13 protein-coding genes are annotated in these 15,558 nt (G+C 72.2%); 6 read left to right on the top strand and 7 right to left on the bottom strand.

The window, feature by feature from the left end; translation table 11 throughout:
* Window positions 1-551: 551 nt before the first annotated feature.
* Together AC5L38_RS10080 and mshB are read left to right on the top strand one after the other, a co-directional pair.
* Window positions 552-1,562 (top strand): hypothetical protein, encoded by a 1,011-nt coding sequence (locus tag AC5L38_RS10080; RefSeq protein WP_495242488.1) that lies wholly within the window; start codon window positions 552-554, stop codon window positions 1,560-1,562.
* A gap of 189 nt (window positions 1,563-1,751) precedes the next feature.
* Window positions 1,752-2,603: an N-acetyl-1-D-myo-inositol-2-amino-2-deoxy-alpha-D-glucopyranoside deacetylase gene (mshB, locus tag AC5L38_RS10085; RefSeq protein WP_495242489.1), complete on the top strand. Its 852-nt coding sequence runs from the start codon at window positions 1,752-1,754 to the stop codon at window positions 2,601-2,603.
* Between the two features lie 51 nt (window positions 2,604-2,654).
* Here mshB and ctaD read toward each other — a convergent pair whose 3' ends face one another.
* The gene (gene ctaD, locus AC5L38_RS10090; RefSeq protein ID WP_495242784.1) at window positions 2,655-4,322 is read right to left on the bottom strand and encodes an aa3-type cytochrome oxidase subunit I; all 1,668 of its coding nucleotides are present in this window, start codon (window positions 4,320-4,322) and stop codon (window positions 2,655-2,657) included.
* 452 nt (window positions 4,323-4,774) lie between these two features.
* Here ctaD and AC5L38_RS10095 point away from each other — a divergent pair, with 452 nt between their 5' ends.
* From AC5L38_RS10095 to AC5L38_RS10105, 3 genes are all read left to right on the top strand, one after another.
* Window positions 4,775-6,145 (top strand): NAD(P)/FAD-dependent oxidoreductase, encoded by a 1,371-nt coding sequence (locus AC5L38_RS10095; protein ID WP_495242490.1) that lies wholly within the window; start codon window positions 4,775-4,777, stop codon window positions 6,143-6,145.
* 62 nt (window positions 6,146-6,207) lie between these two features.
* Window positions 6,208-7,173 carry an LLM class F420-dependent oxidoreductase gene (locus tag AC5L38_RS10100; RefSeq protein WP_495242491.1) on the top strand — a complete coding sequence of 322 codons (966 nt, stop codon included), beginning with the start codon at window positions 6,208-6,210 and terminating at the stop codon, window positions 7,171-7,173.
* 126 nt (window positions 7,174-7,299) lie between these two features.
* Window positions 7,300-8,448 (top strand): NAD(P)/FAD-dependent oxidoreductase, encoded by a 1,149-nt coding sequence (locus tag AC5L38_RS10105; RefSeq protein ID WP_495242492.1) that lies wholly within the window; start codon window positions 7,300-7,302, stop codon window positions 8,446-8,448.
* A 184-nt stretch (window positions 8,449-8,632) separates the two neighbouring features.
* Here AC5L38_RS10105 and AC5L38_RS10110 read toward each other — a convergent pair whose 3' ends face one another.
* The 3 genes from AC5L38_RS10110 to AC5L38_RS10120 are packed head-to-tail and all read right to left on the bottom strand — an operon-like array spanning window position 8,633 to window position 11,249.
* Window positions 8,633-9,472, bottom strand: a complete 840-nt coding sequence (locus AC5L38_RS10110; protein ID WP_495242493.1) for a class II fructose-bisphosphate aldolase — start codon at window positions 9,470-9,472, stop codon at window positions 8,633-8,635.
* Window positions 9,472-10,377 carry a 1-phosphofructokinase family hexose kinase gene (locus tag AC5L38_RS10115; RefSeq protein WP_495242494.1) on the bottom strand — a complete coding sequence of 302 codons (906 nt, stop codon included), beginning with the start codon at window positions 10,375-10,377 and terminating at the stop codon, window positions 9,472-9,474. The genes AC5L38_RS10110 and AC5L38_RS10115 overlap by 1 nt, the downstream gene beginning before the upstream one ends.
* 2 nt (window positions 10,378-10,379) lie before the next feature.
* Complete coding sequence (locus AC5L38_RS10120; RefSeq protein WP_495242495.1) at window positions 10,380-11,249, bottom strand: SIS domain-containing protein; 870 nt, start codon at window positions 11,247-11,249, stop codon at window positions 10,380-10,382.
* Between the two features lie 270 nt (window positions 11,250-11,519).
* On the opposite strand from AC5L38_RS10120, the gene AC5L38_RS10125 reads away from it, so the two are divergent.
* On the top strand, window positions 11,520-12,305 hold the full coding sequence (locus AC5L38_RS10125) for a DeoR/GlpR family DNA-binding transcription regulator (protein WP_495242496.1): 786 nt from the start codon (window positions 11,520-11,522) through the stop codon (window positions 12,303-12,305).
* A 197-nt stretch (window positions 12,306-12,502) separates the two neighbouring features.
* Here AC5L38_RS10125 and AC5L38_RS10130 read toward each other — a convergent pair whose 3' ends face one another.
* The 3 genes from AC5L38_RS10130 to AC5L38_RS10140 all read right to left on the bottom strand — a co-directional run bounded on the left by AC5L38_RS10130 (window position 12,503) and on the right by AC5L38_RS10140 (window position 15,440).
* Window positions 12,503-13,810 (bottom strand): alpha-glucosidase/alpha-galactosidase, encoded by a 1,308-nt coding sequence (locus AC5L38_RS10130; RefSeq protein WP_495242497.1) that lies wholly within the window; start codon window positions 13,808-13,810, stop codon window positions 12,503-12,505.
* Window positions 13,807-14,160 (bottom strand): carbohydrate kinase family protein, encoded by a 354-nt coding sequence (locus AC5L38_RS10135; RefSeq protein ID WP_495242498.1) that lies wholly within the window; start codon window positions 14,158-14,160, stop codon window positions 13,807-13,809. Before AC5L38_RS10135 ends, AC5L38_RS10130 begins: the two co-directional genes overlap by 4 nt.
* Window positions 14,161-14,813: 653 nt before the next feature.
* Window positions 14,814-15,440, bottom strand: a complete 627-nt coding sequence (locus AC5L38_RS10140; RefSeq protein ID WP_495242499.1) for a class I SAM-dependent methyltransferase — start codon at window positions 15,438-15,440, stop codon at window positions 14,814-14,816.
* Window positions 15,441-15,558: the final 118 nt, after the last annotated feature.

The raw sequence follows: 15,558 nt of genomic DNA on the forward strand, positions 1-15,558 counted from the left end.
CTCCCGCGGCTGGGAATCTCCGGCGACCGGAACCCCGGCACCGGTGCCGGGTTCTCGGGCGGCGCGGCGCGAGCCGTCCCGCCTCCCGGGTGACCGCGCCGTACAGGATCTCGGCGGAGGCATGGAGGAGTCCGGCGAGGTACGGCTGCCGCACGCGGCGCCCCCGCCGTTCTCCCGGGACGGAATCCGGAAGTCGTGCCCGGCCGCCGTGGGATCACGGGGGGCCGGGTGTGGTCGTCGCGATCCGGCGAGACGCGCCGGTCGCGAACTGTGAATGATCAGACACTCTCGCCCGCGGCGTCGTCAACCTGTTGACGCCGACGTCACGGCGCAGGACATTGGCAACAATTGGCCACCCCGATGGTGCCAGCGCCCTGGTGTGCGGTTACGTTCGCGGCCCTCGGAAGAGGCCCGGTGGCGGCTTTTCCTGACCGGCCTCCCTCCGGCGGCAATCCGGAAAGCCATCCAGACAGTTCCTCACAACTATCTAGCAATGTTGTGCAATTTTCTGGCACACTCTGGCAAGAATAGCCGCAAGGGGGATAAGGCTTGTGGGTGGACTATCTGACCAACTACGTGCCCTGGACGAGGACACCGCCTCCGTCTACTTCAGGGCACTTCACCGGGGCCATGTCGGTAAGGCCCGCGACGTCGCCGAAGAACTCGGCCTCGACCCCCGCACCGTCGAGGACGCGATAGAACGGCTGACCCGCCTGCACCTGCTCCGGCCGGAGCCGGGACATCTGACCAACCTCGTGCCGGTGAACCCGGAGATCGCCGCCGCCTCGCTGATATCGCCGATGGAGACGGAGATCCACCACCGGCGCGACCTCATCACCGGTATCCGCACGCAGATGCACTCCCTGATGCACGGATACGACGAGGTGCAGCGCACCAGGAAACCGGCGAACCCGGTGGAGTCGCTGCCCGACGGCGCGGCCGTGCGCGGATCGCTGCACATGGCGGCGGAGGCGTGCGAGCGCGAGATGCTGAGCGTCGAGCCGAACGCGCCCTCCTGGGCCGACCTCGACGACACGCTGACGCGCAACCTCGCCATGCTGGAGCGGGGGGTGCGGCTGCGGATGCTCTACCAGCACAGCGCCCGCGCCGACCTGCCCACCAGGGGGCACATCAAGAAGCTCATCGCGGCCGGTGCAAGCGTGCGCACCACGCCCCAGCTGCCCAACCATCTCGTGATCTTCGACGGGGAGATCGCCTTCATGTCCCGGCCGGGCGAGGAGGGTGCGGCGCCGGGGGCGGTCGCCGCACGCGACCTGTCCGTCGTCGGGTTCCTGTCGGAGGTCTTCGAGCACCTGTGGAACTCCGCGACCCCCTACTCCGCCACCGACCTGGGCTACCAGGGCGCGACGGACGAGATACAGCACGCCATCGTCACCTTGCTGGCCCAGGGCTTCACCGACGAGGCCGTCGCCCGCAGGCTGGGGATGTCCGTGCGCACCTGCCGCCGCCACATCGGCGCGCTGCTGCAGAACCTGAGCGCGGTGAGCCGGTTCCAGGCCGGGATCCGGGCCGCCGCGAGCGGGTACGTCGACGCGCGGTGACCCCCGCCGGAGGCCCGGTGGCGGGCCCCGGCGGGACGGCCACCACGGAACCCGGCGGGACCGTCACCACGGCCCCGGCGGGACCGCCACCGCGGAACCCGGCGGGACCGTCACCTCGGAACCCGGCGGGACCGTCACCTCGGAAACGCGGGGCCATCACCACGGAAACAGAGAGGGCCGAGCGGAGCCATGCCGTACGACCGTCGCATTCTCCTCGTCCACGCCCATCCCGACGACGAGTCCATCGGGACGGGCGCCACGATGGCGAGGTACGTCGCCGAGGGCGCGCACGTCTGCCTGGTGACGTGCACCCTGGGCGAGGAGGGTGACGTGGTCCCGCCCGAGCTGGGCCACCTCGCCGCCGGGCGGGAGAACCGGCTGGGCCCGTACCGCGAGGGGGAGCTGGCGGTGGCGTGCGCGGCCCTCGGCGTGGACGACCACCGCTTCCTCGGCGGGGCCGGACGCTGGCGCGACTCCGGCATGATGGGCTCGCCGTCCAACGACCACCCCGGCTGCTTCTTCCGCGCCGACCTCGACGAGGCCGCCGGGGAGCTGGTCCGCGTGATCAGGGAGGTCAGGCCCCAGGTCGTCGTCACCTACGACGACAACGGCTACTACGGCCATCCCGACCACATCCAGGCCCACCGGGTGGCGTGGCGGGCGTTCGAGAAGGCCCCCGACCCGGCCTTCGGCGAGGGCGAGCCGTGGCGGCCCTCCCGCTTCTACGTCACCGCCATGCCGCTGGAGGAGCTGGAGCGGGCGGTGGGCACCGGGCCGTTCAAGCGGGTCGGCTCCGTCGAGGAGTTCGGCTTCGGCGTCCCCGGCGAGCGGGTGACGACGCGGGTCGACGCGAGGGCCCACCTGGGCGCCAAGATCACCGCGCTGCGCGCGCACCGCACCCAGCTGAGCGTGGACGGCTCGTTCTTCGCGCTCTCCGACAACGTGGGGCAGCCCGCGCTGGGCGTGGAGTACTACACGCTGCTGGCGGGAGAGCCGGGCCCGCCCGGCGAGGACGGCCGCGAGACCGGCCTCTTCGGCTGACCCACCCTTCCGCGGCACCGCCGGCCGCGGGAGGGCTCGGCGCGGGCGGAGTCAGATCTCCTCCTTGAGCCCGGAGGTCGGGTCGAGCTGGCGCGGCTGCGTCCCCACCCTCGGGTGGTGCAGGTCGAAGGCCGGCCGCTCCGAGCGGATGTTCGGGATGGAGGTGAAGTTGTGCCGGGGCGGCGGGCAGGAGGTGGCCCACTCCAGCGAGTTGCCGAAGCCCCACGGGTCGTCCACCGTCACGCGCGGAGCGTGGCGGGCGGTGTACCAGAGGTTGTAGATGAACGGCAGCGTGGAGGCGCCCAGCAGGAAGGCCCCGACCGAGGAGATCACGTTGAGGTCGGTGAAACCGTCGACCCCGCTGTAGTCGGCGTAGCGGCGCGGCATGCCCTCGGCGCCCAGCAGGTGATGGACGAAGAAGGTGGCGTGGAAACCGATGAACAGCGTCCAGAAGTGCCACTTGCCCAGCTTCTCGTTCAGCATCTTGCCCGTCATCTTCGGCCACCAGAAGTAGAAGCCCGCGAACATCGCGAACACCACGGTGCCGAAGACCACGTAGTGGAAGTGCCCGACCACGAAGTAGGAGTCGGTCACGTGGAAGTCCAGCGGCGGCGAGGCCAGGATCACCCCGGTCAGCCCGCCGAACAGGAACGTCACCAGGAAGCCGAACGCGAACAGCATCGGCGTCTGGAACGACAGGTGCCCGCGCCACATGGTGCCGACCCAGTTGAAGAACTTCACCCCGGTCGGGATCGCGATCAGGAACGACATGAAGGAGAAGAACGGCAGCAGCACCTGGCCGGTGGCGAACATGTGGTGCGCCCACACCGTCATCGACAGGCCCGCGATGGCGATCGTCGCGCCGACCAGGCCGATGTAGCCGAACAGCGGCTTGCGGCTGAAGACGGGGATCACCTCGGTGATGATGCCGAAGAACGGCAGCGCGATGACGTAGACCTCCGGATGGCCGAAGAACCAGAACAGGTGCTGCCAGAGCAGCGCTCCCCCGGTCCGCGCCTCGAAGATCTGGGCGCCGAACCTCCGGTCGGCCAGCAGGGCGAGCAGCGCGGCGGCCAGCACCGGGAAGGCCATCAGCACCAGGACGGCGGTCAGCAGCGTGTTCCAGGTGAAGATCGGCATGCGGAACATCGTCATTCCGGGAGCCCGCATGCAGATGATCGTGGTGATGAAGTTCACCGCCCCCAGGATCGTGCCGAGCCCGGACATCGTCAGCCCCACGATCCACAGGTCGCTGCCCAGCTGCGGGGAGTAGGCCCCGGTGGAGAGCGGCGGATACCCCGTCCAGCCGAAGTCGGCGGCGCCCCCGCTGGTGAAGAAGCCGAAGCTCGCGATGATCCCGCCGAACAGAAAGAGCCAGAAGCTCACCATGTTGAGCCGGGGGAACGCCACGTCGGGCGCCCCGATCTGCAGCGGCATGACCACGTTGGCGAACCCGGCGAACAGCGGCGTGGCGAACAGCAGCAGCATGAGGGTGCCGTGCATGGTGAACAGCTGGTTGTACTGCTCCCGGGACACCAGTTGCATCTCGGGGTAGGCGAGCTCCGCCCGGATGACCATCGCCATCAGCCCGGCGAACATGAAGAAGACGAACGCGGTGATCAGGTACATGTAGCCGATGACCTTGTGGTCCGTGCTCGTGAGCCAGCGTACGACGATCGAGCCCGGCGCCTTCCCGCGCGGTGCCAGCGGTGAGGTCAGCGGCTCCTCGCGTGACTGCTCGAAGGTCGTCACGACCCACCCCCCTCGAACCGGCCCGCCCCCGGACCCGCACGTTCCCCGAACCGGCCCGCTCCCGAACCGGCCCGCCCCCGGACCCGCACGTTCCCCCGAACCGGCCCGCTCCCGAACCGGCCTATCCCACGAACCGGTCCGTTCCCGAAGTGGCGCGGCATCCGATTCCCGCCGCCTTCCCCCGGCCATCCCCAGGGAAAGCGGCTCCCACTCGCCCGCGCCGTCATCTTGCCCGCGCGATGACCTGGCGATTAATCCCTCTTGTCCGCCTTCCCGCTCCCGCCCGCCCCACCGCCCGACGGCACGGGTCCGGCCCGGCCCGTACACGCCGTCCGGGCAACATCGGACGGCGCGTCGTGCTTGACCCGGGGGCAGACAGGGCACTCCGCTGGAAACGGAGTGCAGAAAGGAGCAACCTCATGGCCCAGCGACAACGAGTCGTCGTGATCGGAGGAGGGTTCGCGGGTTTCACCGCGGTCCGCACCCTCTCCCGGATCGCGAAAGGGGCGATCGAGATCGTCCTGATCAATCCGACCGACTACTTCCTCTACCTGCCCCTGCTGCCGGAGGTCGCGGCGGGCATCCTCGACCCCCGCAAGGTCGCGGTCCCGCTGGCGGGCAACCAGCCCGGAGTGCGGCACCTGCTCGCCACGGTGGACACCGTCGACATCGAGGCGCGCCGCGTGAAGTGCACCGACACCGAGGGCAACCACCGCGAGCTGGGCTACGACCGCCTGGTGGTCGCGGTCGGCAGCGTCAACAAACTGCTCCCCGTGCCCGGCGTCGCCGAGTACGCCCACGGCTTCCGCAGCATCGCCGAGGCCCTCTACCTGCGCGATCACCTGATCCGCCAGATCGAGCTCGCCGACGCGTCCGACGACCCCGAGGAGCGTAAGGCCAGGTGCACGTTCGTGGTCGTGGGCGCCGGGTACACCGGCACCGAGGTCGCGGCGCAGGGCCAGCTGCTCACGCTCGACATCCGCGGGCGGCGGCCGGGGCTGCGCGACCAGCCGGTGCGCTGGATCCTCGCCGACATCGCCCCGCGCATCCTCCCCGAGCTGGACGAGCGCCTGTCCCGGACCGCGCACCGGACGCTCTCCGAGCGGGGCATGGAGATCCGCACCGGTACGAGCGTGGCCGAGGCGACGGCGGAGGGGGTCAAGCTCTCCGACGGGGAGTTCGTGACCACCAGGTCCCTGATCTGGTGCGTCGGGGTGCGCCCCGACCCGATGGTGGAGTCCCTGGGGCTGCCGACCGAGAAGGGGCGCCTGCTCGTCGACGAGTACCTGAGGGTCCCCGGCCACCCGGAGATCTTCGCCTGCGGCGACGCGGCCGCCGTTCCCGACCTCACCCGGCCGGGCGAGTACACGGCGATGACCGCCCAGCACGCCACCCGCCAGGGCAAGCGCGCGGCCCGCAACATCGCCGCCTCCTACGGCCACGGGCAGCTCCTGCCGTACAAGCACAGCGACCTGGGGTTCGTCGTCGACCTGGGCGGGACCGGCGCCGCCGCGAACCCGCTGGGCGTGCCGCTGTCGGGCATCCTGGCCAAGGCGGTCGCCCGGGGTTACCACCTGCTGTCCATCCCGCGCAACCGGGCGCGCATCGCGGGAAGCTGGTTGCTGGACCTGCTGGTGCCCCGCCAGACCGTCCAGCTGGACGTGGTCCGCAACCAGGCGATCCCGCTCGGGCACTCCACCCCCGAGGCCTCCCACGGCTCGGACGGGAAGCCGTCGAAGACGGGTGCCTCGCGGAAGGCGAAGGCCGCGTCGAAGACAGGGAATTCGTAAAGGACGGCGAGATCTTCGGCTCTCCCGGCGATGCTTCCGGGGAGCCGGGTACGGGGCGGGGTATGGCAGAGATCGGTTACACGATGATGTGCGAGCAGACGCCCGCCAGGCAGCTGGTCAGGGACGTCACCACCGCCGAGCGGGTCGGCTTCGACTACGCGGTCATCTCCGACCACTACTTCCCCTGGCTGGAGGAGATGGGTCACTCCCCTTACGCCTGGTCGGTGCTCGGCGCGGCGGCGCAGGCCACCCGCCGGCTGCCCCTGATGACCTACGTGACCTGCCCGATCATGCGCTACCACCCCGTCGTGGTGGCACAGAAGGCGGCGACCATGGGCGTGCTGAGCGAGGGCCGCTTCACGCTGGGACTGGGCGCCGGGGAGAACCTCAACGAGCACGTGATCGGCCACGGCTGGCCCTCGGCCGACACCCGGCACGAGATGTTCCGCGAGGCCGTCCAGATCATCAGGGAGCTGTTCGAGGGCGACTACGTCAACTACCGCGGCGAGTTCTTCGACGTCGACTCGGCCAAGCTGTTCGACCTGCCCGACCGGCCCGTCCCGCTGGCGATCGCCGCCTCCGGCGGCCGGTCGGGGAGGATCGCCGCCGAGCACGGCGACGGGCTGGTCGCCGTCGACCCCGACCCCGACCTGGTACGCCTGTTCTCCGGGGAGGGCGGCACGGGCAAGCCCGTCTACGGCCAGCTCGCCATCTGCTACGACCCCGACGTGAAGGCCGCCAGGGAGCGGGCGCACCGGCTGTGGCGCTGGTCGCTGTCCGGGTGGAAGGTGATGGCCGAGCTTCCCGGGCCCGTCAACTTCGCCGCCGCCGCCGAGACCGTGCGGCCCGAGGACGTCGCGGCGAAGGTGCCGTGCGGTCCCGACGTGGACGCCGTGGTCGAGGCGGTACGCGCCTACACCGACGCCGGTTTCACCCACGTCGCCCTGGTCCAGATCGGCCACGAGCACCAGGACGCGTTCCTCGAATGGTCGGAGAAGGAGCTGCTCCCCGCCCTGAGCGACCTCTAGCTCCAGCCACCGGTCTCCGCATCCGTGCCCCGGGCCCGTTGCCCGCCGGGAGTGCCGGAACCCGCCGACCCGCGGCACCCGCCGCGACGGCGGTTCCCCCCGGGCGTACGGGGAAGGCTCACCGGGGTGGATGACGTGTGGGATCTGGTGGTCGTCGGCGGCGGGCCCGCGGGAGCGGCCGCCGCCCTGCGCGCGAGACAGCTCAGGCCCGAGGCGCGGGTCCTGCTGCTCGACAGGGCCGACTTCCCCCGTGACAAGGCCTGCGGCGACGGCATCGCCGCCCACGGGCGCGACGAGCTCGCCCTGCTGGGCGTTCCCGACCTCATCGCCGACTACCGGCCGACGCAGCGCCTGGCGGTGGTCTCCCCCGGTGGCGCGCGCGTCTCGGCCACCTCCGCCCGGCCCAACCACGTCGTCCCCCGCAAGGTCTTCGACGCCCGCCTCGTCGACGCCGCCCGCGCCCGGGGCGTCGAGGTCCGCCGCCACCAGGTCCGCTCGCTCGCCGTCCTCGGCGACCGCGTGGTCCTCGACGGCACCGTCGCCGCCCGCGCCGTCGTCGCCGCGGACGGGGCCAACTCGACCGTGCGGCGCCTCATCGGCATCTCCCCCTCCCCCGAGAGGCACACCGCGATCGCCGTGCGCGGCTACGCCGACGTGCCCGCCGACGACGACGTCCAGTCCATCTTCATGCAGCGGGACGGGTGGCCCGCGTACGCGTGGTCGTTCCCGATCGGTGACGGCACCGCCAACGTCGGCTACGGCATGCTCCTGCCCCGGCTGCACGCCACCGGCCTGCCGGGCAAGGAGGTGCTGCACGGCAGGCTCGCCGAGCTGCTGCCCCACGTGAGCGCCCGTGACCTGCGGGCCCACCACCTGCCCCTGTCCCCGGGCCGCCCGAGGCCGGGCTCCGGGCGGGTGATGCTCGCCGGTGACGCCGCCGGTCTCATCAACCCGCTCACCGGCGAGGGCATCTTCTACGCGCTGCTCTCCGGCCGGCTCGCCGGGGAGGCCGCCGTCCGGGCGCCGGGCGATCCGCTGCCCGCGTACCGGCGCGGGCTGGGCAGGGCCCTCGGGCGGCACCTGCGCACCACCGACGTGCTCGCCCTCGCCTCCCAGTCACCCGGCTTCATCGACGCCGCGATCGACACCGCCGCCCGCCGCAAGGAGGTGTTCGACCTGCTGGTCGACGTGGGGCTCGGCGCGGGCACGGTGCCGATGCCGCTGGCGCTGGCCGTGGCCCGGCGCTGGCTCCTGAACACCGTCCGGCGACGCTGAACCCGGGCTCCGGCGGGCACCCGTCCGCGACGCCCACCGGCCCCGAGCACGGCACCCGACCGGCACCGACCACCGAGCACCGAGCGGGCACGGCGACCGACCGGCACCACGCGCCGGCACCGCGCGACGCGTCCGGCCGCGCTCGACGGGCACCGGGCACAGAGCAACGGGCGGTGCCGGGTGGCTAGTCCCGGCCGGAGACGACGCGGAGCAGGTGGGCGGTCTCGGCGGCCATGGCCTCCCGCGCGGCCTTCAGCCGGGACCTGGGGTCGGCGCCGGTGGACCCGTCCGCAAAAGAGTCGTGGAGCGCCCCGGTGAACGCGACGTTCAGCGCGGTCCCGATGTTGATCTTCTTGATCCCGGCGGCGACGGCCCGGCGGAGCTCGTCGTCGGGCACTCCCGAGGAGCCGTGCAGGACCAGCGGGACGGAGGCCGGCAACGCCGCGCGCAGCTCCGCGATCAGGTCGTGGTCGAGCCTGGCGCTGCGCGAGGTCATGGCGTGGGAGCTGCCCACCGCCACCGCGAGGCCGTCGACCCCGGTCGCGGCGACGAACGCGGCGGCCTCGGCGGGGTCGGTACGCGCGCCGGGCGCGTGCGCCCCGTCCTTCCCGCCCACCTCGCCCAGCTCCGCCTCCAGCCACAGGCCGTTCTCGTGCGCCCAGCGCGCGGCGGCCTCCGTCCTGGCGAGGTTGGTCTCGTACGGGTCCCGCGACGCGTCGTACATGACCGAGCCGAACCCCGCCTCGGCGGCCTCGTGCAGGAGCGCGTCCTCGGTGACGTGGTCGAGGTGGAGGGCCACGGGCACCGGGGCGGCCTCCGCGAGGGCGCGCGCGGCGGCGGCGAGGGGGTGCGGGCGGCCGAGGCGGAACCGTACGGCGTTCTCGCTGATCTGGAGGATCACCGGAAGCCCCTCCCGCCCGGCGGCGACCACGACGGCCTCGGCGTGCTCCAGGGTGATGATGTTGAAGGCGCACGCCCCGCCGTCGGCGGAGGCGACGATCGAGGCTGTCGTGGCGAGTGGCATTACGTCTCCTGGGACAGGGCGCGGTAGGCGGCGAGGTCGACGGTTCCGGCGACCGGGGACAGCACGGCGGCGGCCGACAGCGCGACCGCGTCGGCGAGGACGGCGGGCCAGTCGACCGGGCCGGGGTCGAGCAGCGCCCTGGCGAGCGCGGCCGCGGCGGCGTCCCCGGCGCCGGTGGGGTTGCCCGGCAGCCGCCGGGACGGGCGGGCGGACCAGCTGCCGCCGGGGGTGACGGCGAGCAGGCCGTCCGCTCCCCGGGAGACGACCACCGCGCCCGCACCCGCGCCGAGCAGCCGCGACGCGGTCTCCTCCGCGGGGCCGGGGCCGGCGACCCGTTCGAGTTCGGCGGCGTTCGGCTTGACGACGTCGGGGCCCGCGGCCACCCCGAGCCCGAGGGCCTCGCCGTCGGTGTCCAGCAGCACGCGCGCGCCGAGAGCGCGGGCGCCCGTCACCAGCTCGGCGTACGCGCCGGGGGCGACTCCGGGCGGCAGGCTGCCCGACAGCACGACGACCCGGGCGTCCCGGCACAGCTCCAGGAACAGGGCGCGGAACTCCCGCCACTCCCCCGGGGTGACGGCAGGTCCCGGCTCGTTGAAGATCGTGGCATCACCGTCCGCGACCACCGTCACGGTCCGGCGGGAGTCGCCCGCCACCGGCGCGAAGCGGGCCGGGACGCCCTCCGCCGCGAGGTCCGCGGTGATCCGCGCGCCGGTGCTCCCGCCCGCCAGCCCGGTGGCGACGACCCCGGCGCCGAGGGTGGCGAGGACGCGGGCGACGTTGACGCCCTTGCCCCCGGCGCGGTGGTGGACGGCGGTGACGCGGTGCGTGGCGTTCGGCACCAGCGCCTCCACCTCGTAGGTGACGTCCAGCGCGGCGTTGAGGGTGACGGTGACGATCTCGCCCATGACTACTGGAGGATCACCGAGCGGGTCAGGTTGCGCGGGGTGTCCGGGTCGAGGCCACGTGAGCGGGCCAGCTCCACCGCGAGCCGCTGGGCCCGGATCAGGTCGGCCAGCGGGTCGAGGGCGGTGGCCGTGGTCAGGGCCCCGGTGCGGGCGACGTCGTCGAGCAGGTCCTCCTCGCCGCCGAAGAACCACACCAGGCTGTTCTCGTCGGCGATGCTGATCGGTCCGTGCCGGTACTCCATCGCGGGGTACGCCTCCGACCAGGCCAGCGCGGCCTCCCTGAGCTTCAGGGCCGCCTCCTGGGCCAGGCCGTTGGTCCAGCCGCTGCCGAGGAAGGTGAACTGCCGCCGCGAGAGCGCCCCCTCGGGGAGCGGCGTGGCGAGCGCGGTCTCGGCCTGGGCCGCGAGGTCGGCGGGGGCCTCCCCGAGGTGCGCGCGGAGCAGGGCGAGACCGCTGGTGGCGAAGCGGGTCTGCACCACCGAGCGCTCGTCGGCGAACTCCAGCGCGATCACCGTCCCGGCCAGGCCGGTCACCGGGGTCGCGGGGTCGGCGGTGACGGCGACCGTCGGGACGTCGCCGGCCGCTTCGAGGGCGTGCAGCACCTCCGTCGTGGTCCCGGACCTGGTGATCGCCACCAGCCGGTCGTAGCGGCGCGCGGGCAGCTCGGAGGCGGGGAAGGCGTCGGTCTCCCCCTGCCCCGACCGCTCGCGCAGGACCGCGTAGGCCTGTGCCATGTAGAGCGAGGTGCCACAGCCGATCACGGCGACGCGCTCACCCGCCTCCGGCAGGCCCGCCGGGTTCGCCGCACCGAGATCCAGCGCCTGACGCCAGCACGCGGGCTGGCTGGCGATCTCCCGCAGGACGTACGTCACGTGCGCCTCCTCATGGATGCTTATTTATGCTTGCAACATGCCATATTTGAGCATGTATGAGCAATAGTAATTGTTTCAATGCTCGATACGCTTCGCGGAGCGGCACAGGCAGGAACGGGCGGGACGGCGGAAACGGGCGGGGCCGGCGAGAACGGCCGGAGACGGCAGGGACCTCGCCGGGCGGCCGGGGGCTCGCCGGACGACGGCCCGGGACGACCACGAACGGCCGGGAACGCGCGGGGACGCGCGGAAACGGCGAGGAGGAAGCTCATGACGAGCCACGACCGGTGGAACGCGCTGCTCGCAATCCTGGCGAGGGACGGCAAGGTCGAGGTGGACGCCGTGGCCGGTGAGCTGGGGGTGTCGGCGGCCACCATCCGCCGCGACCTCGACCATCTCGACCGCCAGCAGATGCTGACCAGGACCCGAGGCGGCGCCGTCGTCAACGCGATCTCCTACGACCTGCCGCTGCAGTACAAGGCGGCGCGGCACGCGCCGGAGAAGCACCGGATCGCCACGGCCGCGGCGGCGCTGGTGTCGGCGGGCGCGGTCGTCGGGCTGAACGGCGGCACCACGACCACCGAGGTCGCCCGTTCCCTGGCGACGAGCGCCGACCTGCACCGCCAGGGCGGCGAGCCGAGCCTCACCCTGGTCACCAACGCGCTCAACATCGCCAACGAGCTCGTCGTGCGCCGGCACGTCAAGCTGGTGGTCATCGGGGGCGTCGCCATGCCCGCGTCGTACGAGCTGATCGGGCCGCTCGCCGACGGCGTGCTGCGAGAGGTCTCGCTCGACGTCGCGATCCTCGGCGTGGACGCGCTCGACCCCGAGCGGGGCGCCTTCGCCCACCACGAGGGCGAGGCCGGGATCAACCGGCTGATGGCCTCCCGCGCCCACCGGGTGGTCGTCGTGGCCGACTCCTCCAAGCTCGGCATGCGGGCGTTCGCCAGGATCTGCCCCTGCGACGACATCGACGTCCTCGTCACCGACGGCGACGCCCCCGCCGTCACGGTCCGCCGCTTCACGGACGCCGGGATCGAGGTCATCCAGGCCTGAGGACCTCCGGGGGCACCCGGAGGTCCCCGGGGTGGCCGCCTCGGGGACCACCGAAACGGCCACCGAGACGGACGGTCACCCCTTGAGGCCGCTGAACGACATGGTGGCGATGAAGCGCCGCTGGAGGCACGGCCCCGTGGAGCAGGAAACCCAACCCGTGAGGGATGGAACACCCGGTTCTAACCGCAGGGAAGATGTCAACACACACTCCTGAGGGGTTCGGGGAGCAGGTCGCCGTGGGCGCGGACCAGGTCGTCGCAGAGCTCCCAGATCTGCTCGACGGTCAGGGAGGCGGCGGCGTTGGGGTCGGCCATCACCGCGTGCCGGACGTGCTCGGGGCGACCCTCCACCGCGGCCCGCACGGTGAGATCGTTGACGTTGACGTACGAGCGGTTGAGCGCGGCGCACTGCGCGGGAAGCTCGCCCACCGCGGTGGGCCGCACGCCGAGCGCGTCGACCAGGCACGGCACCTCGACGACGCAGCCGTCCGGCAGGTTGGAGATCAGCCCCTTGTTCACCACGTTGCCGTGGATCACCCGGGGCGTCCCCGTCGCCATGCTGTGCACGATCTGCGGGGCGTACTCCATGGTGGCCTCGACCTCCAGGGACCTGCCCGCCCGCAGGGCGTCCCTGGTCGCCTCGTAGCGGCGCACGTTCTCCTCGCTGATGCCGAGGTAGGCGCCCACCGGGACGCGCAGCCGCTCCACCTCGGCCGGGTCGCGCAGGTACCACGGCACGTACTCGGAGGAGTGCTCGCTGGTCTCGGTCGGGTAGTAGCCGAGCCGCCGGTACATGTCCACGCGCACCCGGCGCAGCAGCCCCGGGTCACGGGCGACGGCCTCGTCGAGCCTGGGGTAGAGGTCCTCGCCCCCGGACTCGAAGCGCAACATCCACGCCTGGTGGTTGACCCCGGCCGCGAGGTAGTTCACCTTCTCGAACGGCACGCCGACCAGCCCGGCCAGGTCGTGCGCGGTCCAGAAGACCGAGTGGCACAGGCCCACGACGTTGCGGACCGGCGTGGCGGCGGCCAGGTACCAGACGTTCATGGCCATCGGGTTGGTGTAGTTGAGCAGCCAGGCGTCCGGGCACACCTCGGCGATGTCCCGGCCGATGCCCTCCAGCACCGGGAACGTGCGCAGCGCCCGGAAGATCCCGCCGACCCCGATCGTGTCGGCGATCGTCTGGCGCAGGCCGTAGCGGGCGGGGATCTCGAAGTCGATCCGGGTCGCGTCGATCATGCCGACCTGGATGATGTTGATGACGAAGTCGGCGCCCTCCAGGGCGCGCCGCCGCTCCAGGTGCGCGGAGATCTTCGCCGTCCTCCCGCCCGGTCTCGTCCCCGTCCCCGCGATGAACCGGGCGGCCGTCTCGGCGGTGTCGAGCCGTTCGGGGTCGATGTCGTGCAGGGCGATCTCCAGGCCGTCCAGGTCGGGGAAGGCGAACAGGTCGGCCAGCAGGCCCTGGGTGAACACGACGCTGCCCGCGCCGAGGAATGCGATCTTCATGGGAGATGAACCTCGTCCCAGAGGGGCTGGGCGGCCGTACCGCCCGCCGCACGAGTGGATAGGGAGCCGCAGGCCGCGGCCACGCGCATGCTCGCCCGCAGGGTCAGGCCGCGCAGCCTGGCGGCGAGGAAGCCCACGTTGGAACTGTCACCGGCGCCCACCGTGTCGACCGGGTCGGCGGGCGGCGCACCGACGTGCACCAGCCTTTCGCCAGGGCGGGCTGCAGGAAGTACGAACCCGCCGCCCGCCACCAGTTCCTCCCGCTGCCCGTACGCGAGCCCGCGCGGCGCCCCGGAGAGCACCACGTCCGGGTTGGCGTCGCCGACGACCAGCAGGTCGAACTCATGCACCGCGGCGGGCGACACGACGGGTCTCCGGGTCGAGCCTCCGCCTCGGGGCGTCGGAAGCGAGCAAATGGCCCTGGTCCCAGGCCTGAGCGGGGACGAAGGCGGTCGCGGGAGCGGAGAGGGGGACGGCCGGAAGACATGGAGCGGCGGAAGAACCCGGGGAGACCGGGGAGACGGTTACTCGGAGGCGCATGTGACTCCTCATGACGGAGTTCGGATTCGTGATGGCCTGCGCACTGTTCCGCACTCTCCGCCAGCGCCCTCGCCACGGGCGCCGGAGTGACAAGGCCCATAACCGTAGGACTCATGTCAGCACGCGAGGTTCGTCTCTCCTCTCGTTTCGTCACAGAATTGCGCGCTTGTGCGTGAAAAGCAACCGTTTCAATCATTAAAAATCGGTCACATGGCCATCACCGCCCGAAACAACCCACCCAGCACCCCGGCAGGACGCGAGCGACTCACCCCGCGAAGAGCAAGAAGGACAACGAGGGCACAGGGGATACAGGGGGCACAGGGACATGAAGGGCGCGCAGAGCACAAAGGGCGCAAAGGACGCGAGGGGACGCTGGACGGCGCCGCCTCCCGCCGTCCAGTACCGATCCACATTTCCAGGCCCGCCGCTCCTGACCGGAGGCGTCCTGCTCAGAAGCCTTCCGTCACGGCCGGACGGCCAGCACCCGGAAGCTGACACCGCGTGTCATCCGGGACACCGACTCGATCCGGAAACCGGCCTGCTCCAGGAACGGCCGGGGGTCGCGGGTGAGGTAGTCGGCCTCGAACCGTACGAACGCCGGTTCCACCAGCCGCATCCCCGCCCGGATGATCGGATTGCTCGACGGCCCGTGCTCGGCCAGCACGAACCGTCCCCCCGGCTTGAGCACGCGGTAGGCCTCGCGCGCCGCGGCCGCCGGGTCCGGGATGGTGCACATCGTGAACGTGGACAGCACGGTGTCGGCGACGCCGTCGGGCAGCTCCAGGCGCTGCACATCGCCCTGCCGCAGCTCCACCCGCCCGCCGAGCCCTTCCCGCGCCACCCGCCTCCGCGCCAGATCCAGCATGCGCTCGGACAGCTCGATCCCGGTCACCTCGACGTCGGCGCCGTACAGCGGCAGGTTGAGCCCGGTGCCGACCGCGATCTCCACGGTGCGGCCGCGCGCCTGCCCGACGGCCCACTCCCGGCTCCCCGGAAACAGGCGCCGCTCCCAGACCCGCATCTGGTCGTCGTAGCGGTCCGCCATCCGGTCGAACACCCGCCGCACGTCGGCGTCAGTGGTGGCACGCATCAAGCACCCCTTCCGGAACGGGAACCCCGAACGATCGTTTCGCCGCCTCGGGACGGCGAAAAGTCACCCTCACCGCGGCGATGACCACACCACCGTCGTCCTGCCGAGCCCCCGCCCG

This window comes from Streptosporangium nanhuense, assembly GCF_059358815.1.

Coding starts and splice junctions, on each gene's coding strand:
- mshB (WP_495242489.1), top strand. CDS start 1,752: ATGCCGTACGACCGTCGCATTCTCCTCGTCCACGCCCATCCCGACGAC.
- AC5L38_RS10095 (WP_495242490.1), top strand. CDS start 4,775: ATGGCCCAGCGACAACGAGTCGTCGTGATCGGAGGAGGGTTCGCGGGT.
- AC5L38_RS10100 (WP_495242491.1), top strand. CDS start 6,208: ATGGCAGAGATCGGTTACACGATGATGTGCGAGCAGACGCCCGCCAGG.
- AC5L38_RS10110 (WP_495242493.1), bottom strand. CDS start 9,472: ATGCCACTCGCCACGACAGCCTCGATCGTCGCCTCCGCCGACGGCGGG.
- AC5L38_RS10115 (WP_495242494.1), bottom strand. CDS start 10,377: ATGGGCGAGATCGTCACCGTCACCCTCAACGCCGCGCTGGACGTCACC.
- AC5L38_RS10125 (WP_495242496.1), top strand. CDS start 11,520: ATGACGAGCCACGACCGGTGGAACGCGCTGCTCGCAATCCTGGCGAGG.
- AC5L38_RS10130 (WP_495242497.1), bottom strand. CDS start 13,810: ATGAAGATCGCATTCCTCGGCGCGGGCAGCGTCGTGTTCACCCAGGGC.
- AC5L38_RS10140 (WP_495242499.1), bottom strand. CDS start 15,440: ATGCGTGCCACCACTGACGCCGACGTGCGGCGGGTGTTCGACCGGATG.